General features: G+C 68.3%; 17 protein-coding genes. 8 read left to right on the forward strand and 9 right to left on the reverse strand.

The window, feature by feature from the left end; genetic code table 11:
* Nucleotides 1-224 precede the first annotated feature (224 nt).
* Nucleotides 225-1,028: an undecaprenyl-diphosphate phosphatase gene (locus tag IEW34_RS24770; RefSeq protein ID WP_188611920.1), complete on the forward strand. Its 804-nt coding sequence runs from the start codon at nt 225-227 to the stop codon at nt 1,026-1,028.
* A gap of 12 nt (nt 1,029-1,040) precedes the next feature.
* On the opposite strand, the gene nth is transcribed toward IEW34_RS24770, so the two are convergent.
* A complete protein-coding gene (gene nth, locus IEW34_RS24775; RefSeq protein WP_188611921.1) occupies nt 1,041-1,805 on the reverse strand; it encodes an endonuclease III in 765 nt (254 codons plus the stop codon).
* A 45-nt stretch (nt 1,806-1,850) separates the two neighbouring features.
* Here nth and IEW34_RS24780 point away from each other — a divergent pair, with 45 nt between their 5' ends.
* Together IEW34_RS24780 and IEW34_RS24785 are read left to right on the forward strand one after the other, a co-directional pair.
* Complete coding sequence (locus IEW34_RS24780) at nt 1,851-2,363, forward strand: DUF2244 domain-containing protein (RefSeq protein ID WP_308424396.1); 513 nt, start codon at nt 1,851-1,853, stop codon at nt 2,361-2,363.
* 132 nt (nt 2,364-2,495) lie between these two features.
* Nucleotides 2,496-3,164 (forward strand): nitroreductase, encoded by a 669-nt coding sequence (locus IEW34_RS24785; RefSeq protein WP_280516330.1) that lies wholly within the window; start codon nt 2,496-2,498, stop codon nt 3,162-3,164.
* A gap of 105 nt (nt 3,165-3,269) precedes the next feature.
* Here the strand turns inward: IEW34_RS24785 and IEW34_RS24790 are convergent, their stop codons facing one another.
* Nucleotides 3,270-4,166, reverse strand: coding sequence for a crotonase/enoyl-CoA hydratase family protein (locus IEW34_RS24790; RefSeq protein WP_188611922.1), 897 nt, complete (start codon nt 4,164-4,166; stop codon nt 3,270-3,272).
* 87 nt (nt 4,167-4,253) lie between these two features.
* Here IEW34_RS24790 and IEW34_RS24795 point away from each other — a divergent pair, with 87 nt between their 5' ends.
* On the forward strand, nt 4,254-4,892 hold the full coding sequence (locus IEW34_RS24795) for a TetR/AcrR family transcriptional regulator (protein WP_244642197.1): 639 nt from the start codon (nt 4,254-4,256) through the stop codon (nt 4,890-4,892).
* 92 nt (nt 4,893-4,984) lie between these two features.
* Here IEW34_RS24795 and IEW34_RS24800 read toward each other — a convergent pair whose 3' ends face one another.
* Nucleotides 4,985-6,076 carry a MerR family transcriptional regulator gene (locus IEW34_RS24800; RefSeq protein ID WP_188611923.1) on the reverse strand — a complete coding sequence of 364 codons (1,092 nt, stop codon included), beginning with the start codon at nt 6,074-6,076 and terminating at the stop codon, nt 4,985-4,987.
* Between the two features lie 230 nt (nt 6,077-6,306).
* Between IEW34_RS24800 and IEW34_RS24805 the strand changes: the two genes are divergently transcribed.
* Nucleotides 6,307-6,675: a hypothetical protein gene (locus tag IEW34_RS24805; protein WP_188611924.1), complete on the forward strand. Its 369-nt coding sequence runs from the start codon at nt 6,307-6,309 to the stop codon at nt 6,673-6,675.
* Between the two features lie 37 nt (nt 6,676-6,712).
* Nucleotides 6,713-7,003, forward strand: a complete 291-nt coding sequence (locus IEW34_RS24810) for a hypothetical protein (RefSeq protein WP_188611925.1) — start codon at nt 6,713-6,715, stop codon at nt 7,001-7,003.
* Between the two features lie 147 nt (nt 7,004-7,150).
* Here IEW34_RS24810 and IEW34_RS30360 read toward each other — a convergent pair whose 3' ends face one another.
* Nucleotides 7,151-7,834, reverse strand: a complete 684-nt coding sequence (locus IEW34_RS30360) for an NUDIX hydrolase (RefSeq protein ID WP_210324577.1) — start codon at nt 7,832-7,834, stop codon at nt 7,151-7,153.
* Between the two features lie 113 nt (nt 7,835-7,947).
* Between IEW34_RS30360 and IEW34_RS24820 the strand changes: the two genes are divergently transcribed.
* The gene (locus IEW34_RS24820; RefSeq protein ID WP_188611926.1) at nt 7,948-9,075 is read left to right on the forward strand and encodes a GGDEF domain-containing protein; all 1,128 of its coding nucleotides are present in this window, start codon (nt 7,948-7,950) and stop codon (nt 9,073-9,075) included.
* Here IEW34_RS24820 and IEW34_RS24825 read toward each other — a convergent pair.
* A complete protein-coding gene (locus IEW34_RS24825; protein WP_188612181.1) occupies nt 9,065-9,577 on the reverse strand; it encodes a methylated-DNA--[protein]-cysteine S-methyltransferase in 513 nt (170 codons plus the stop codon). The two genes, IEW34_RS24820 and IEW34_RS24825, sit on opposite strands and share 11 nt — an antisense overlap.
* A gap of 32 nt (nt 9,578-9,609) precedes the next feature.
* Nucleotides 9,610-11,178 (reverse strand): bifunctional transcriptional activator/DNA repair enzyme AdaA, encoded by a 1,569-nt coding sequence (locus tag IEW34_RS30745; RefSeq protein ID WP_188611927.1) that lies wholly within the window; start codon nt 11,176-11,178, stop codon nt 9,610-9,612.
* A 337-nt stretch (nt 11,179-11,515) separates the two neighbouring features.
* Here IEW34_RS30745 and IEW34_RS24835 point away from each other — a divergent pair, with 337 nt between their 5' ends.
* On the forward strand, nt 11,516-11,722 hold the full coding sequence (locus IEW34_RS24835) for a hypothetical protein (RefSeq protein ID WP_188611928.1): 207 nt from the start codon (nt 11,516-11,518) through the stop codon (nt 11,720-11,722).
* Nucleotides 11,723-11,870: 148 nt separating this feature from the next.
* On the opposite strand, the gene purU is transcribed toward IEW34_RS24835, so the two are convergent.
* From purU to IEW34_RS24850, 3 genes are all read right to left on the reverse strand, one after another.
* Nucleotides 11,871-12,722: a formyltetrahydrofolate deformylase gene (gene purU / locus IEW34_RS24840; RefSeq protein WP_188611929.1), complete on the reverse strand. Its 852-nt coding sequence runs from the start codon at nt 12,720-12,722 to the stop codon at nt 11,871-11,873.
* 243 nt (nt 12,723-12,965) lie between these two features.
* Nucleotides 12,966-14,273 carry a type III glutamate--ammonia ligase gene (glnT, locus tag IEW34_RS24845; protein WP_188611930.1) on the reverse strand — a complete coding sequence of 436 codons (1,308 nt, stop codon included), beginning with the start codon at nt 14,271-14,273 and terminating at the stop codon, nt 12,966-12,968.
* 53 nt (nt 14,274-14,326) lie between these two features.
* The gene (locus tag IEW34_RS24850) at nt 14,327-15,655 is read right to left on the reverse strand and encodes an FMN-binding glutamate synthase family protein (RefSeq protein ID WP_188611931.1); all 1,329 of its coding nucleotides are present in this window, start codon (nt 15,653-15,655) and stop codon (nt 14,327-14,329) included.
* Between the last annotated feature and the right edge of the window lie 37 nt (nt 15,656-15,692).

Genomic DNA, 15,692 nt, shown 5'->3' on the forward strand with positions numbered 1-15,692 from the left:
TTGCGGCCGGCAGACCTGCGCCGGCCGCAGCCGCGGTGAAGCGCCGCGCCCCGCCGGGGGCCGCTCCGCGCGCATGATTCTCCGCCGCGGGGTGATCCTTCGGCTGGTGCTAACCATGCGTTGATCTCTGCTTCGGTAGGAGTAGAAGGCGTGGGCCCTTCCACGCGCGCGCCCAAGCCCACCGGCGTGACCCGGCCCAGGCACAGGCGCTCCGGAGCCTCTCGATGAACCTGTCCGACGCATTCGAGGCGATGGTCCTCGGCCTGGTCGAGGGCCTGACCGAGTTCCTGCCGGTCTCGTCTACCGGCCACCTGCTGCTGCTCGGTCACTTCATGGGCTTCGAGTCCAACGGCAAGACCTTCGAGGTGTTGATCCAGCTCGGCGCCATCCTCGCCATCCTGTCGGTCTACGCCAGCAAGATCATCGCCATCCTGACGGCGTTGCCGCACGATCCTGCGGCCCGCCGCTTCGTCCTCGGCGTCCTCGTCGCCTTCCTGCCGGCCGCGCTGCTCGGCGCGCTGCTGCACGGGTTCATCAAGACCGTGCTGTTCAATCCCTGGGTGGTGTGCGTGGCGCTGATCGTCGGCGGCCTGGTGCTGATGATCATCGACAACCTCGACCTGGAGAAGAAGCACGATGACGCCCTGCACTTCCCGTTGCCCATGTACCTGGGCATCGGCGTGGTGCAGTGCCTGGCCATGATTCCCGGCGTGTCGCGATCCGGCGCCACCATCGTCGGCGCCATGCTGATGGGCGCGAGCAAGCGCTCGGCGGCGGAGTTCTCGTTCTGGCTCGCCATGCCGACGATGACCGGCGCCTTCGCCTATGACCTGTTGAAGAGCTACAAGGACCTGAGCCTGCACGACGGCGCGCTGATCGGTATCGGCTTCGTCATGGCGTTCATCTCGGGCCTGGTGGTGGTGCGCACGCTGCTCGACTTCATCTCCCGCCATGGCTTCGGCATCTTCGCCTGGTGGCGGATCGTGGTTGGCGCGGCCGGCCTCGCGGGGCTGCTGGTCTTCGGATGAGGCGGGCCCCGGTCACCGCGCGGGCGCGCGGCCCTCGCCCGGCGGCGGCGTCTTCGGCGTGAAGCGGCAGATGTCGTCGATCAGGCAACGCCAGCAGTCAGGCTTGCGTGCCTTGCAGATGTAGCGTCCGTGCAGGATGAGCCAGTGGTGAGCGTGCAGTTTGTAGCTCGTCGGCACCACGGCCTCCAGTCCGAGCTCGACCGCCAACGGCGTGCGGCCCGGCGCCAGCGGAATCCGGTTCGAAACGCGAAAGAGATGCGTATCGACGGCGATGGTCGCTTCGCCGAACGCGATGTTCAGCACCACGTTCGCGGTCTTTCGGCCGACCCCGGGAAGCTCCTCCAGCGCCTCGCGCGATCGCGGCACCTTGCCGCCGTGCGCGGCGAGCAGGCGTTGCGAGAGCGCAATCAGATTGCGCGCCTTGCCGCGGTAGAGGCCGATCGTCTTGATCAGGTCCCGCACCCGCTCCTCGCCCAGGGCGACCATCCTGGCCGGCGTGTCGGCGAGCGCAAACAGCGCAGGCGTCGCCTTGTTGACGCCGGCGTCGGTCGCCTGCGCCGACAGCACCACCGCGACCAGCAGCGTGAACGCGTTGATGTAGTGCAGTTCACCCACGGGCTCGGGGTTAGCGGCGGCAAAGCGCCGGAACACCTCCTCGATCTCCGCCGGCGCGAGAGCCGCGGTACGACCGGCGGGGGCGGGGACGGCCTTGGTGTCGGCGGACGCCCTGCGGCCCCGCCTTGGGCCCTTCGCGGCGACCGCCGCGGCTGCCGCCATTTTCCGCAGGCCAGGGGACTTTTTTACCGTCATCGGAGCGTTATGATGAACGCCATGTCGAGCCGCAAGCAGGAAGCCGGCGAGGACGAGCGTGTCTTCGCCGCGACCATCACGCCGCATCGCTCGCTCGGAGCCAACGCCTTCCGGCTGGTGATGGGCCTGATGCTGCTGGCGAGCGTGGTGTCGAGCCTGCCCTTCGTCATCATGGGGGCGTGGCCGGTGGCCGGCTTCTTCGGCCTCGACGTGCTGGCGCTCTATATCGCCTTCCGGGTGAGCTTCCACCGCTCCCGCGCCTTCGAGGAGGTGATCCTGACGCGTGTGCAACTGCTGTTGCGCAAGGTGTCGCCCAAGGGCACGGCTGCCGAATGGCGCTTCAACCCGGTGTGGACGCGGCTCGACCGCGCCAACGACCCCGAGTTCGGCCTGCTGCGCCTGGCGGTCGTCTCGCGCGGCGAGCGCGTGCCCATCGCGCAAGCGCTGTCGGCAGGTGAGCGCGAGAGCTTTGCCGACGCCCTTGGACAGGCGCTGGCCCAGGCCAGGCGTGGCGAAATCCGATAGCGCTTTGCCAGTGGCTTGGATGAAGCGGCGCGTCAGTCAGCTCCGCGGCCGCGTGCGGCCGCCCTCCCCACCTTTCTCATCGCGCGCGTTGCGCCGCGCTGACCCGACACCACGATGGAGCCTACCCCAACCATGACCATGAACGTCTCGGCGGCCGTCGCCGCCCGCATCTCCATCCGCGCCTTCAAGCCCGATCCGGTGCCCGCAGCGTTGGTCCGTGAGATCCTGGTGGCCGCTTCCCATGCGCCGTCGGGAGGCAATCTTCAGCCTTGGCGCGTCTGCGCGCTGGCAGGCGAGCCGTTGGCCCAGCTGAAGCGGCAGGCGGTGGCGAACCCCGCCGGCGAAGAGCCCGAATACGACGTCTACCCGCCCAACCTGTGGGACCCGCTGCGCACGCGGCGGTTCGAGTGCGGCGAGGACCTCTACGCCACCATCAATATTCCGCGAGAGGACAAGCCGGCGCGCCTGCGCCAGCTCGCCCGCAACGGCGAGCTGTTCGGCGCGCCGGTCGGCCTGTTCTTCTGCCTCGACCGTCGCGTGGGGCCGCCCCAGTGGGGCGACGTGGGCATGTATATGCAGACGGTGATGCTGCTCGCCGTCGAGCGCGGCCTCGACACCTGCGCCCAGGAATATTGGGCGCGCTATCCCAAGACCGTCGCGGCGGCGATCGGCCTGCCGGACGATCACATGGTGTTTTCCGGCATGGCCCTGGGCTACCGCGACAAGAGCGCGCCGATCAACACGCTGCGCACGCGGCGCGACGGCTTCGAGGTCTGGGGCGAATTGCGCGGCTTCGACTGACCTCGGTCGAGCCTCGATCGGGCTCGGTCCCTCGATCGAGGCCCAGGTCATGGTATCTGAACGCTTCTCCGCGATCGGGTGGTTTCACCCGATCGACAGACGCGCTTATCCGGGCTGGCCGAGGCGGCGTATTTCCTCGCGCGCGTCGTCGCCCTCGGGAATCGGCCGCCCGCTGTCGCGCCATTCGATTGCCGCCTTGAAGCCGTGGCTCTGCGCGTAGCGCCGAAACCAGAGCCCCTCCGGGTTGTGGCGCGTGATGCCGTCGAAGAGGGTGGCGATCGTCTGGGTCTGCTCCAGCCCCATGGTCTGCATGACCTGGTTGACCACCATCTTGTGCATGGCGAGGTGGCTGCGCGGCACACCCGCGATGCGCGCGGCGAGCTTCATGGCGGTGCCGTCGAGCTCTTGCGCGGGGACCGACAGGTTGATGAGCCCCCACTCGGCCGCGGTGCGGCCGTCGATGATATCGCCGGTGAACATCAGTTGCTTGGCGCGCACCGGCCCGAGCTTGAAGGTCCACATGGCGGTCGTCGGGCATCCCCAGACGCGGGTCGGCATGTAGCCGATCCGGGCATCGTCTGCCATGACGACGAGATCGCAGCACAGGGCGATGTCGCTTCCGCCCGCGACCGCAGCGCCATGGATCTTGGCGATGGTGGGCTTGGGGCATCGCCACAGGCTCATGAAGTCGTCGGTGTTGCGCTTCATCGTGGAGAAGTCGACCATCGGATCCCACGGAAAGCTCTCCTGCTGGCAGGGATGGTCGATCATCTGTTCCGCAGACGCATTGAGATCGTAGCCGCCGCAGAACCCCTTGCCGGCCCCCTCGACGACGATGACGTGGATGTCGTCGTTGTCCTGAGCCCACTCGACGGCCTGTCGAATTTCGCGCGGCATGGCGTCGGTGATCGCGTTCATGCGCTCGGGCCGGTTCAAGGTGAGACGCGCGACCCGCGCGTTGGCGGTGTCGGGGGCGATCGTCAGGGTCGAAAAGTTCGGCATGGGTTCCTCCCGCGTGAGATTGTCAGTCAGCGTTGACGGTAGCCCTCCGAAGGGTACAGTCAACGCTGACTGTCATGGAGGCGTCTGGTGGAGCCGAAGCGGAAGGCAGTCGGAGGCCAAGAGGTTGGCGGTTCGAGCGTCGTGCGCGAACGGCTCCTGGGTGCCGCGGTCGATTGCCTGATCGATCTTGGCGTCGCCGGCACGACGACGCTCGCGGTGCAGCGGCGGGCGCAGGTGAGCAGGGGCGCGTTGCTGCACTATTTTCCAAGCCGCGCCGCGTTGCTCGCCGCAAGCGTGACCGAGCTCGTGCGCCGCAACGAGCAAGCGGTCGCGCTGTCCCTCGCCCAGTTGGCCAAGCCGAAGGACCGGCTGGAGGCGGCCGTGAACGCGCTCGCCTTTGCCGCGCGGCAGCCCGCCTATCTCGCCGAGCTCGAGCTTTGGGCGGTGGCGCGGACCGATGCCGCGCTCAAGCATACGCTGATCTTGGCGGAGCGCACGGCACGGCGCGACATCGAGCGGGTTTCGGCCGAACTGTTCGGCATGTGGGCGGAGGCCGAGGCGTATACCGAAATGATCGCCCTGACGCAGCACTTCATGCGGGGGCTGGCCATTTCGGAGAATCTCGGCAGCTCGCCAGCGCGCCGCAAGCGCCTCATCGCCGCCTGGACGCAGGCCATGCGGCTGATGCTCGGGCGGCGCGCCGGGGCAAGTCGCGCAACGGGATGAGGAGCGTCAACCGCAGAGTGCATGCGAATCGATCCCGGATGCGTGCCGGGCATGCGCGCTCGCGGCCCTCCTGCGGCCGATCGCGCCGGCTGTCAGGGCACCGGGCGCCACGCGATGACGCCTTCGGTCCGGGCCCTGACAGCGGGCATCGCAAGGCACGTGGCGACGGCTTCATAGCCCTCGGCGCCGGGACGCGGAGCGACGTGCATCGGCGGTCCGTGATTGGCGGGACACAGGATGATCGCCTCGTCCGCGCCCACGGCGGCGAGGTCCAGGATTGCGCATGAGCGTGTCATCAGGAAAAGCGGTCGCGCGCGGGAGCCGCGGCGGCGCAGATGTGCGGCCAGCGCCTCCTGGGTGGCGTGGTCGAGGCCGTGTTCGACCATGTCGACGACGAGGATCGCGGGACGCTCGGCCTCCAACCCGACGATCAGGACGAGCAACCCATCCGACGCCGTGCCGCCGTTCTCGACAATCGATGTGAGGGCCCGCTGCACTCGCGCCATGAGCGCCGGGTCGGCCTTAAGCCGGGCCCGGGCTGCGGCGGTGCCGTCCGCCATCCGCTCGAGGCCGAGGAAGGCCGCGTCGGGTAGCATCTCGGCGATCCGCATCGCCAGCCGGGTTTTGCCGCTGCCCAACGGGCCGACGATGTAGTTCAGCGGCCTGATGACCCGCAGCTCGAAGCGTTCGCCGCCCCAGGGCCAGGGAAGCGCGAAGCTCGCACGCGCACCGACGGCCGACGCAGGCGTGGCTCCGGACGCCGCTGCGCTCATTCGACCGGGATGGCGGGCGCCGACGCCGCCGGATCGGACGGCGTCCTCTCCCGTGGCCGATGACGGGCCACGCAGCAGGTCGGCTCTCAGGCGACGGACCTTTTCCACGGTGTCGACGACATGGCGGATCCGCTCTTCGAGCGCCGCCTGATGAGCGGCCAGTGCGGGCCCCAGATGCCGGCGGTCGCCCTTCAGCGCCTGCGCCACCTGGGCGAGGCTGAAGCCGAGCCCGCGCAGGAGCGCGACGTCAGCCGCGCGGCCCATGTCGTCAGGACCGTAGGCACGCCATCCCGCCGACGTGCGCAGCGGGGTGACCAAGCCGTGCTGCTCATAGATCCGCAGGGCCTTGACGGAAATTCCCAGCCGCTCCGCAGCCTCGGACGGGCCCAGAAATGGGGCGGACGCGCGCACGACTCACCTCGTTGTTCATTGGTCGCCCTCTGTTGTGAAGTCGGTCCCTGGGGCCGGGTCAACAGTCGTTTGTCAGGCCTCGCCCGGGCCCGCCGCGCAAGTCGCGCCCCACACTGTCGTCACATTGGTTCCACCGAGGGAACGCATTACCAACAGATGATTTTCAGATTTCGATAGCATCGTCGGTCCGCCGCCCCATTGATCATCCACCAATACGGAGAGGAAAGATCATGCGCGTCCTGGCAATGTTAGCCGTAGGCACGGCTATTGCTTTAACTCCCCCAATATATGCCCATGCTCAAGGCTCGCAGCCGCCATCGGCGTCGGAGCAGGCCCCGAATGACGCCTTGGCCAAGCGCGTTCGCAACGTCAAGATCGTGGACATCGCCAGCCTGTCGCCGGGGGCCCAGTCGCAGATCGCCATCGAACTCGCCCGAATCAGCGATGAAGAGCTGAAGACGCTGCGCCGCACGGTCGATGCGCTGCCGCCGGCTTCGTCGGCGCTACGGGAAAAGGGCCTCGACACTTCGAAGGTGGTCGCAGCCGCCCTCGGTGACGACGGCACGCTGACCCTTGTCACCAAGACGTCCGGAGCCTGACCCCGGCAACTGCCGAGTCAAAAAAGAGGAGGATGACATGAAGCTGGCATCGAAGCATGTCGACCAGACCCTGAGCCAATTCGAGGCTCAAGTGATCCCCGACGGCCACCCGCTGACGCAGACGTTGAGCGACATGTTCGGCGAGCACACCTTTTTCCTCAGTGCGAACGGCCTCAACATCATCGAGCCCGATGGAGCCGGCGAAGCCGGAGATGCGACGGGCCGCGTCGTCAGGATCGCCAGCTGGAGCAGCGAGCGCCACGACTCCCTGGCGCCGCACCAGCCCGAATTCACGGGTATCGTTGTCGAGCTCGACAAGGCCGCATAGGGCGTTCGTGTCGGCAAAAGGATGTCGTCGTTGATTCGATAGCGCCTTTCACCGGTCGGGTGGCTCCGCCCGATCGGCTATCACGCGGGCGACACTGGATTGCGATCCCGCTCGGTGGCTTAGGCCATATCCTGGCCGTCGGGGCGTTCAATCGGCCTTGGCGCGGGCCGCCGGCGGTCGGGAGGGTGCCGTTGCGGACGGCGAGCCGGCGGCGCGGACGGACATCGTCCGCGGCGCTTCGGGCGCTTGGTCGGTCGAGGCCGGCGGGGCGCCTTCCTGATCCGGGACGCTTGCCTGATCGAAGCTGGATTCGCCGGCGTCCTGCGACCGCGGCGCCTGCTTGCCGTCGCGCGAGGCGGCGCGGTCGCGAGGCACCTTCGCGGAGCGCTTGCTCGTGCCGACGTGCTGGTCCGCGAAGCGGGCGACCAGTACCTTCAGGCCCTCGTCATCCAGCAGTTCGTGTGCCACTGCCGGTGAGGTCCATCGCGCTTCGCGCTCATCCGCCTCCGGCCAACTCTTGAGATCCCGCCGCACCGCCAGCGCGAACACGGTGACCTCGCAGGGCACGACGAGGCCGCTCTCGCCGAGCCGCTTCTCATAGACGAAGCGTCCGATCGACTTGGGATCGATGCGCCCTTTCACGCCGGCCTCCTCGAAGGCTTCGCGGGCGGCCACTCGTGCCGGGGGCAGCCCCTTCATCGGCCAGCCTTTCGGGATGATCCAGCGCTTCGTGTCGCGGCTGGTGATCAGGAGAAGTTCCAGCGAGGCGTCCTTGCGCACGCGATAGGGCAGCGCACCGTACTGGATGCGAACTGCTTTGCCTTTCGCCATGATCGGCTATTCTCCTTACCCCGCTGTGGAACGCGGCCGGCAGCACGCGCCCTCGAACAGAAAGAATCCAGTCTAGTGCGGTCTCGTGACAGTGTGGCGTAAGCGGTCGAGCCATGGATATCGCTTCGCTCATGGCCTTCCTCAGCGCCACCTGCGCCCTGCAAGGCGGTCTGCTGCTGTCGCTGCGCATCGTCGAGCCCGGCCTACGCTGGTTCGGCCTGGCCTACCTGGCCTGCGCCGCCGCAATGGTACTCTCCCTCGCGCGGGCCTCCGGAGCCCCGCCGATCCTGACGATCGTCGCTTCCAACGCCCTTCTGATCTGGTCGTTTGCGTGCGTTTGGCAAGCCCTGCGGTATTTCGACGAGGGCCGGGCGCCCCTGTGGCCGACGCTCGTCGGCTCCGCCGTCTGGCTGGCAGCCTGCACCAACGACATGTTCCTGGCATCGCTGCAGGCGCGGGTCGCGCTCAGTGCCTGGCTTTGTGCGGCCTACGCGATCCTGACGGCGAGGCAGGCCTGGATCGGTCGCCACGAGCCGCTGCCGTCGCGCCGCGTCGCCCTGGCTGTCGCGATCGCCTTCGCCGCGGCCTCGCTGACGCGGGCGGCCTTCAGCCGCTACTTCACCTTTCCGGCCGACATCGCGGCGCAATCGACTGCGCATCCGCTCTGGTATCTGCTCGTGCTGTCGCTGGTGCTGCTGACTGGGGCGTCGCTTCTCGCCGTTGCGCTGGCCTACGAGCGCGATGCCGCGCGGCGCCTGCGGAGCGCGCTGGCCGCATCGATCGGCGCGCTGACATCCGTCCACGACTTCGAGATGTGGGCCGATCGCCTGTTGAGTTCCGCGGCGGGCGACAGGCATCCCATGGGCATGCTGGTGATGCGTCTCGACCGGCGCACGACCCTGAGCAACTGGCGCGACAGTCAGAGTGATTATCGCCTGGTGCGGCGGCTCGGCGGCTGGCTTGCGGAGCGTGTCGAACGCGACGGCGTCGTCGGTCTGTTCGGGGATACCGCCATCGTCTGGCTGCTGCCGAGGACGGATCAGGCGGAGTTGCGCCGACTCGCCGACGATATGCGCACCGCCTGTCTCTTCATGAAGGGGGGCGCCGCCACAGCGTCGTCGGGCATTGTCATGCGGGTGGGGCTGGCCTGCTCCACACAGACGGGGCCGTCGCTCGGCGCACTGCTCGCCAGGGCCAATGCTGCGCTGCTGCAAGGCACCCATGATGCGTTCAAGTGCTGACCGCCTTCAGCCAGCGCTGTTCATGGTCCAGCAACCAGCGTTTGCGTTCGATGCCGCCGCCATAGCCGGTCAGCGAGCCATCGGCACCGATCACCCGATGGCAGGGCACCACGATGGCGACGGGATTGCTGCCGTTGGCGTGGCCAACGGCGCGGGATGCCCCGACGCGGCCGATACGCGTCGCCAGCTCGCCGTAGCTGATCGCTCCGCCGGGCGGGATCTGGCGGAGCGCCCCCCAGACACACTGCTGGAAGGCGGTGCCGCCGGTGGCCACGCCCAGGGCCGCGAGCGCATCGATCTCGCCCGAGAAATAGGCGTCGAGCGCGTGTGCGACGCCGAGCGGCGCCGCCCGCTCGAGCAGTTCGTAGCCGCTGTAGTGGAGCCTCAGCAGCCGGTGCATGCGCGCCTCGTAGTCGACGAAATCCAGCGCGCGCAGGGCGCCGCTGGCGTCGGTGACGATCAGCACGGTGCCGAGCGGGGACTCGCGCCGTTCAAGCTGCATTTGCAAGGGCAGGCTCCTTTTCGTGGCACGCGCTAGGGCATTTCCGCGTTTCTTCGAATCGCCGAAATGCTACGCGCGGCAATGCGTTGAACATGGGTCGCCCCGTCCGCGATCCGCTGTCTCGGGCCTGCCACTGGGCTCTCCGGGCGCGCCCGCTCCGTCGACATCAGATGAAGCGCAGCGTAGGCGCGCCACGGACGCCAGGCCTCGGCCCGGGCGCGCAGGGCGGCCGCGTCCTGCGCCATGCCGTGGCTTGCGGCGGCCGCGCGGAAGGAGGGATCGGCGAGCGGCAGGACATCGCACTCGCTGACGCAGTGCACGGCCATGGCGCGCGCCGCATCGGCATCGACGCCGGGAAGCTGCCCCAACCGCAGCGCTGCGGTGTCGACCGCGCCGTGCGGGCCGAGCAGGTCGGGATCGTCGGCGGCGATGCGAGCGAGCTGCGTCAGCGCGTGCGCCGTCGTCGTCGGCAGCCCCAGGCTGGCAAGATCCGCGACCGCCAGCCGAGCGGGCTGCGGAAAGGCGTGGCGCAGCCCGCCTGCCCTTAGATTCTCCGGCAACGGCGTGCCGAGGGCCGCGGCCAGACGTCCGGTGGCAGCTGGCGTTGCCCCGTCGCCAAGCGACCGCTGGAGCAGGCACGCCACGGCTGCCTCGAAGCCAAACCAGGCGCCGGGCACGCGCAAGCCCGGCCGTGTCGCCAGCAGCGGGGCGAGCAGGCGGTCGCGTCCGAGCTCCGCGGCGATGACCGCCGGGTCAGTCGCCAGATCGAAAACGTGGCGGATGGCGGCGATCAGGGACGGCAGGCCGCCAAGGCTCGGAAGCTGCAGGGTGGCACGCAGGGCACCTCGGTCGCGCACATCGCTCACCGCTATGGTGCCGACGCATCCCGCGACCTCGACGCTGCGCCGGTAAATGGCGCGGTCCACCTCCTCGACGCCGGGCGCGGCGCGGGTGGCGAGGGCGGCGAGCATCCCCGCCCAATCGTAGGGTTCGCGATAGGCGAGCAGCAGCTCGACAGTGCCGGCGGCCGGGCCCTCCGCGTCGGTCCGCCGCCGCAACGCGCCGGGGCTGCGTGCAAACAGCTGTTGGAACGTCTCGTTGAAGCGACGGATGCTGCCGAAGCCACTCGCCAGCGCCACATCCGTCATCGACAGGCTGGTCTGGTGCAGCAGCTGCTTGGCCAGCAGCACGCGCCGCGTCTGCGCCACGGCCACCGGCGAGGCGCCCAGGTGGTGGCGGAACAGGCGGCGCAGATGCCGCTCGCCGACACCGAGGCGGCCGGCGAGCGCCTCGACCGGTCCGCGGTCGAGCGCTCCAGCCTCGATCAGCTTCAGGGCGCGGGAGACCGTGGTCGAGGTGCCGAGCCAGATGCCGAGGTCGGGCGAGCTCTCCGGCCGACACCGCAGGCAGGGCCGAAAGCCGGCGTTCTGGGCCGCCGCGGCGGTCGCTACGAAGATGCAGTTGGCGAGCTTGGGCGGCCGCGCCGGACAGATCGGGCGGCAGTAGATGCCCGTCGACGTGACGCAGGTGAAGAAGCGTCCGTCGAAGCGCTTGTCGCGCGCCAGGATGGCGCGATAGCAGGCGGCCGGGTCGAGATCCATACGTGGAGTTTAGCCGGAGCGCCGCGAAAGTCTGGCGGTTTTCGGACCAGATGGGCGGCACCGGGACGCGCCGCCCTTAAGGGTTGAAGACGTCCGTCCAAGCATTGACACGGCTTCCGCTTCGCGGCCGGCGGCGGAAATGAGGCTGGCCGGCCGCGCGCGGCCTTTTTGTTGCCCATCGAAGGCGCTCCTGTGCGACCGCGCACACGGTAAACGTCTCCGGTCCGGTATCGACGGGTGGAAGGGCGCCCATGGCGCTGTCGCAAGCTCGCTACCGGGACGCCAGGCCGTCGCACCCGGGACGCAGAAGGCCGCCCCTTTCGAGGGTTCAGAAGCGATGACACACGATTTCGCCGACACGCTGCTAGCCGTCGCCCTGGGCCGCGCCATCGCGGCCGACCTGTCGCCGACGACGCGAGAGCCGCTGCCTGAGGAATGGCGTGCCCTGCTCGAGCGCATGGACGCGATGGAGCGGCCTGACGCGACCGAAGCGTCGTCCGACGACGAAGCGATCGCCGAGCGCAAGGTCGTGCTCCGCTCATAGAGCCGATTGGGTCTCCCGGCGGGAGCGCATACGCGTGGAGTGAGGCCTAGAGCATTTCCGCGTTTCTTCGAATCGCGGAAATGCTCTATCTGTTTGATTTGTCGCGTTTTCTTCACGCGAACCGGCGCCCACTTCGCTCGAAAACGCTCTAGAACACGACGGTCTTGCGGCCGTTGATCAGCACGCGCCGCTCCAGATGCAGTTTCACCGCCCGTGCCAGGACGCGCGACTCGATATCGCGGCCGACGGCCACCAGATCGTCGGTGGAGAGCGCGTGCGTCACCCGCTCGGTCTCCTGCTCAATGATCGGTCCCTCGTCCAGATCCGGCGTGACGTAGTGGCTCGAGGCGCCGATGATCTTCACGCCGCGCTCGTAGGCCTGGTGGTAGGGCTTGGCGCCCTTGAAGCTGGGCAGGAACGAGTGGTGGATGTTGATGACCTGCCCGAACAGCTCGGTCGACAGCTCGTTGGACAGGATCTGCATGTAGCGGGCGAGGACGACCAGCTCGGCGCGGCGCTCGCGATAGAGCTCCAGGAGCTTCGCCTCCTGCTCGGCCTTGTTGTCCCTGGTCACCGGCCAGACGTGGAAGGGGATCCCCATCGCTTCGGCCGCGCCCTGGCTCGCCTCATGGTTGGACACGATGGCGACCACGTGCGCCTTCAGCCAGCCGACGCGGATCTGGTAGAGCAGATGCTCGAGGCAGTGGTCGAACTTCGAGACCATGATGATGATGCGCGGCAAGTCCTCGGCAGCGTTCAGCGTCAGCGTCAGGTCGAACTCGGCGACTGCCGGCGCGAGCACGCCGCGCAGCGTCCGCTCCTCGACCGCCTGAGGCGTATCGAAGGCGATGCGCATGAAGAAGCGGCTCTGCGACGAGTCGCCGAACTGTGCGCTCTCGGAGATGTTGGCGCCCACGTTGGCAATGGCGGTGGTGATAGTGGCCACGATGCGAGGCCGATCCTGACAGGAGAGCGTCAGAATCCAGGTACGGCGGGTCATCGGTCGGTCCAGCTGCGTTGGCGGGTCCGCAGCGCGGCCGTCTTTTCGGATGAACTCATTCGAAATGACGGCAGCGCCTTAGGCCCGTAAATGTGATCGCGAGGCCGCGTCCTGAGCGGGTGGAACCACCCGCTCAGGACGCGCTCCAGATTCAAGGGCTTGGGAGCATGCGATTCGATCAGGTCTATCTGATCGAGACCTGCTCGGGGGCAGCGCCGCTGTCGGGCGCGCCCTAAGCGTTGTTCAGATGTCGAGGCTGTTGTCCCGCTCCCATTGCGTGAAGTGGGACGCATAGCTCGTCCACTCCTGCTCCTTCAGCCGGATATACGCGGTGGAGAAGGCATCGCCCAAGGTCTGTTTGAGGGTAGCGTCCTTGTCGAAGGCGCGGAGTGCGTCGAGCAGGTTGAGCGGCAGCTTGGGCGCATCCTGGACGGTGTGGCCGAGCGCGTACATGTCGATGTCGTAACGCTTGCCGGGGTCAGCCTTGCTGACGATGCCGTCGAGGCCCGCGGCGATGATCACTGCCTGCAGCAGGTAGGGGTTGGCGGCGCCGTCCGGCAGCCGCAGCTCGAACCGGCCCTTGCCGGGGACGCGCACCATGTGGGTGCGGTTGTTGCCGGTCCACGTCACCGAATTGGGCGACCAACTGGCGCCCGAGACCGTCCGTGGCGCGTTGATGCGCTTGTAGCTGTTCACCGTCGGGTTGGTGATGGCGGCGAGCGCCTCGGCGTGCTTCATGATGCCGCCGAGAAAGTAGTAGCCGTCGCGCGACAGGCCCATCTCGTCGCCGTCGTCGTGGAATCGGTTGGCGGCGCCGGTCTCGTCCCACACCGAGATGTGGGCGTGGCAGCCCGAGCCGGTGAGATTGGCGAAGGGCTTGGGCATGAACGTCGCGCGCAGCCCGTGCTTTTCGGCGATGGACTTGACCATGAACTTGAAGAAGGAGTGCCGGTCGGCGGTGACCAGCGCGTCGTCGAAGGCCCAGTTCATCTCGAACTGGCCGTTCGCGTCCTCGTGGTCGTTCTGGTAGGGCTGCCAGCCCAATTCCAGCATGCAGTCGCAGATCTCGGCGATGATGTCGTAGCGCCGCATCAGGGCCTGCTGGTCGTAGCAGGGCTTGATGGCGTTGTCCTTGGCGTCCGAGATGGCGTTGCCGTCGGGCTCGATCAGAAAAAATTCGGGCTCCACGCCGGTCTTGACGCGGAGCCCTCGTTCGGCCGCCGTGGCGACGAGTTGCTTCAGGACGTTGCGGGGCGCCTGGGCGACTGCTGCGTCCTCCATCGCGAGGTCGGCGGGGACCCAGGCGACCTCGCGCCGCCACGGCAGTTGCACCACCGCCTTGGCGTCGGGAATGGCGAACATGTCGGGATGGGCCGGGGTCATGTCCACCCAGGTGGCGAAGCCGGCGAAGCCCGCGCCGTCCCGCTGCATGTCGGAAATCGCCGCCGCCGGCACTAGCTTGGCGCGCTGCGCGCCGAACAGGTCGGTGTAGGAGATCATGAAATAGCGGATCCCCTTCTCCCGCGCGAGGCTTGCCAAGTCCTGGGACACTGCTCCGTCTCCGTCGTGAGTGCTGCTGCGTTGTCGACCCGGGTGGTGGTGGTTCAGAAGCCGCCGTTGCCGGGAATCCAGCTCGTGCCGGCGAGCGGCACGCGCGCCATGGCGGCGGCCTCGACGGTCAGCGCGCACAGGTCTTCGGGCTCGAGATTGTGCACGTGATTCTTGCCGCAGGCGCGCGCGATGGTCTGCGCCTCGAGCGTCATCACCTTGAGGTAATTGGCGAGCCGGCGGCCGGCGAGCTCGGGGTCGAGCCTGCCCATCAGCTCCGGGTCCTGGGTGGTGATGCCGGCCGGGTCCCGGCCTTCGTGCCAATCGTCGTAGGCGCCGGCGGTGGAGCCCAGCGCCCGGTACTCGTCCTCACGCGCCGGATCGTTGTCGCCGAGGGCAACCAGCGCGGCGGTGCCGATGGAGACGGCGTCGGCGCCCAGCGCCAGCGCCTTGGCGACGTCGGCGCCGTTGCGGATGCCGCCGGAGATGATGAGCTGTACCTTGCGGTGCAGGCCGAGCTCCTGCAGTGCCTGCACCGCGGGGCGGATGCAGGCGAGCGTCGGGATGCCGACATTCTCGATGAACACCTCTTGCGTCGCCGCGGTGCCACCCTGCATGCCGTCGATGACCACCACGTCGGCGCCGGACTTCACCGCCAGCGCCACGTCGTAATAGGGGCGCGAGCCGCCGACCTTGACGAAGATCGGCTTCTGCCAGTCGGTGATCTCGCGCAGCTCCATGATCTTGATCTCGAGATCGTCCGGCCCGGTCCAGTCGGGATGCCGGCAGGCGGAGCGCTGGTCGATACCCTTGGGCAGGGTGCGCATCTCGGCCACCCGGTCGGTGATCTTCTGTCCGAGCAGCATGCCGCCGCCGCCAGGCTTGGCGCCCTGGCCCACGACGATCTCGATGGCGTCGGCCTTGAGCAGGTCCTCCGGGTTCATGCCGTAGCGCGACGGCAGGTACTGGTAGACCAGCATCTTGGATTGGCTGCGCTCCTCGCGCGACATGCCGCCGTCGCCGGTGGTGGTCGAGGTGCCGGCGGCGCTGGCGCCGCGGCCCAGCGCGTCCTTGGCGTTGGCCGAGAGCGAGCCGAAGCTCATGCCGGCGATGGTGATGGGGATCTTGAGCTCGAGCGGCTTGCTGGCGAAGCGCGAGCCCAGCACGACATCGGTGCCGCAGCGCTCGCGGTAGCCCTCCAGTGGATAGCGCGACATCGATGCGCCCAGGAACAGCAGGTCGTCGAAATGCGGCAGCCTGCGCTTGGCGCCGGCGCCGCGGATGTCATAGATGCCCGTGCTCGCCGCCCGCCGGATCTCCGACAGCGTGTAGTCGTCGAACGTCGCTGACTTGCGCGGGACCGTCGGAGGATTGGTGTAGGTCATGGATCTGCCGGATCAGGGGAGGGGCCGCGGGGCGGGC

The organism is Chelatococcus reniformis (assembly GCF_014640075.1).
GTDB classification, from domain to species: Bacteria; Pseudomonadota; Alphaproteobacteria; order Rhizobiales; family Beijerinckiaceae; genus Camelimonas; species Camelimonas reniformis.

What these genes read in the sequence shown, in the direction of transcription:
- IEW34_RS24770 (WP_188611920.1), top strand. Translation starts at nt 225, where the DNA reads ATGAACCTGTCCGACGCATTCGAGGCGATGGTCCTCGGCCTGGTCGAG.
- nth (WP_188611921.1), bottom strand. Translation starts at nt 1,805, where the DNA reads ATGGCGGCAGCCGCGGCGGTCGCCGCGAAGGGCCCAAGGCGGGGCCGC.
- IEW34_RS24780 (WP_308424396.1), top strand. Translation starts at nt 1,851, where the DNA reads ATGAACGCCATGTCGAGCCGCAAGCAGGAAGCCGGCGAGGACGAGCGT.
- IEW34_RS24785 (WP_280516330.1), top strand. Translation starts at nt 2,496, where the DNA reads ATGACCATGAACGTCTCGGCGGCCGTCGCCGCCCGCATCTCCATCCGC.
- IEW34_RS24790 (WP_188611922.1), bottom strand. Translation starts at nt 4,166, where the DNA reads ATGCCGAACTTTTCGACCCTGACGATCGCCCCCGACACCGCCAACGCG.
- IEW34_RS24805 (WP_188611924.1), top strand. Translation starts at nt 6,307, where the DNA reads ATGCGCGTCCTGGCAATGTTAGCCGTAGGCACGGCTATTGCTTTAACT.
- IEW34_RS24810 (WP_188611925.1), top strand. Translation starts at nt 6,713, where the DNA reads ATGAAGCTGGCATCGAAGCATGTCGACCAGACCCTGAGCCAATTCGAG.
- IEW34_RS30360 (WP_210324577.1), bottom strand. Translation starts at nt 7,834, where the DNA reads ATGGCGAAAGGCAAAGCAGTTCGCATCCAGTACGGTGCGCTGCCCTAT.
- IEW34_RS24820 (WP_188611926.1), top strand. Translation starts at nt 7,948, where the DNA reads ATGGATATCGCTTCGCTCATGGCCTTCCTCAGCGCCACCTGCGCCCTG.
- IEW34_RS24825 (WP_188612181.1), bottom strand. Translation starts at nt 9,577, where the DNA reads ATGCAGCTTGAACGGCGCGAGTCCCCGCTCGGCACCGTGCTGATCGTC.
- IEW34_RS30745 (WP_188611927.1), bottom strand. Translation starts at nt 11,178, where the DNA reads ATGGATCTCGACCCGGCCGCCTGCTATCGCGCCATCCTGGCGCGCGAC.
- IEW34_RS24835 (WP_188611928.1), top strand. Translation starts at nt 11,516, where the DNA reads ATGACACACGATTTCGCCGACACGCTGCTAGCCGTCGCCCTGGGCCGC.
- purU (WP_188611929.1), bottom strand. Translation starts at nt 12,722, where the DNA reads ATGACCCGCCGTACCTGGATTCTGACGCTCTCCTGTCAGGATCGGCCT.
- IEW34_RS24850 (WP_188611931.1), bottom strand. Translation starts at nt 15,655, where the DNA reads ATGACCTACACCAATCCTCCGACGGTCCCGCGCAAGTCAGCGACGTTC.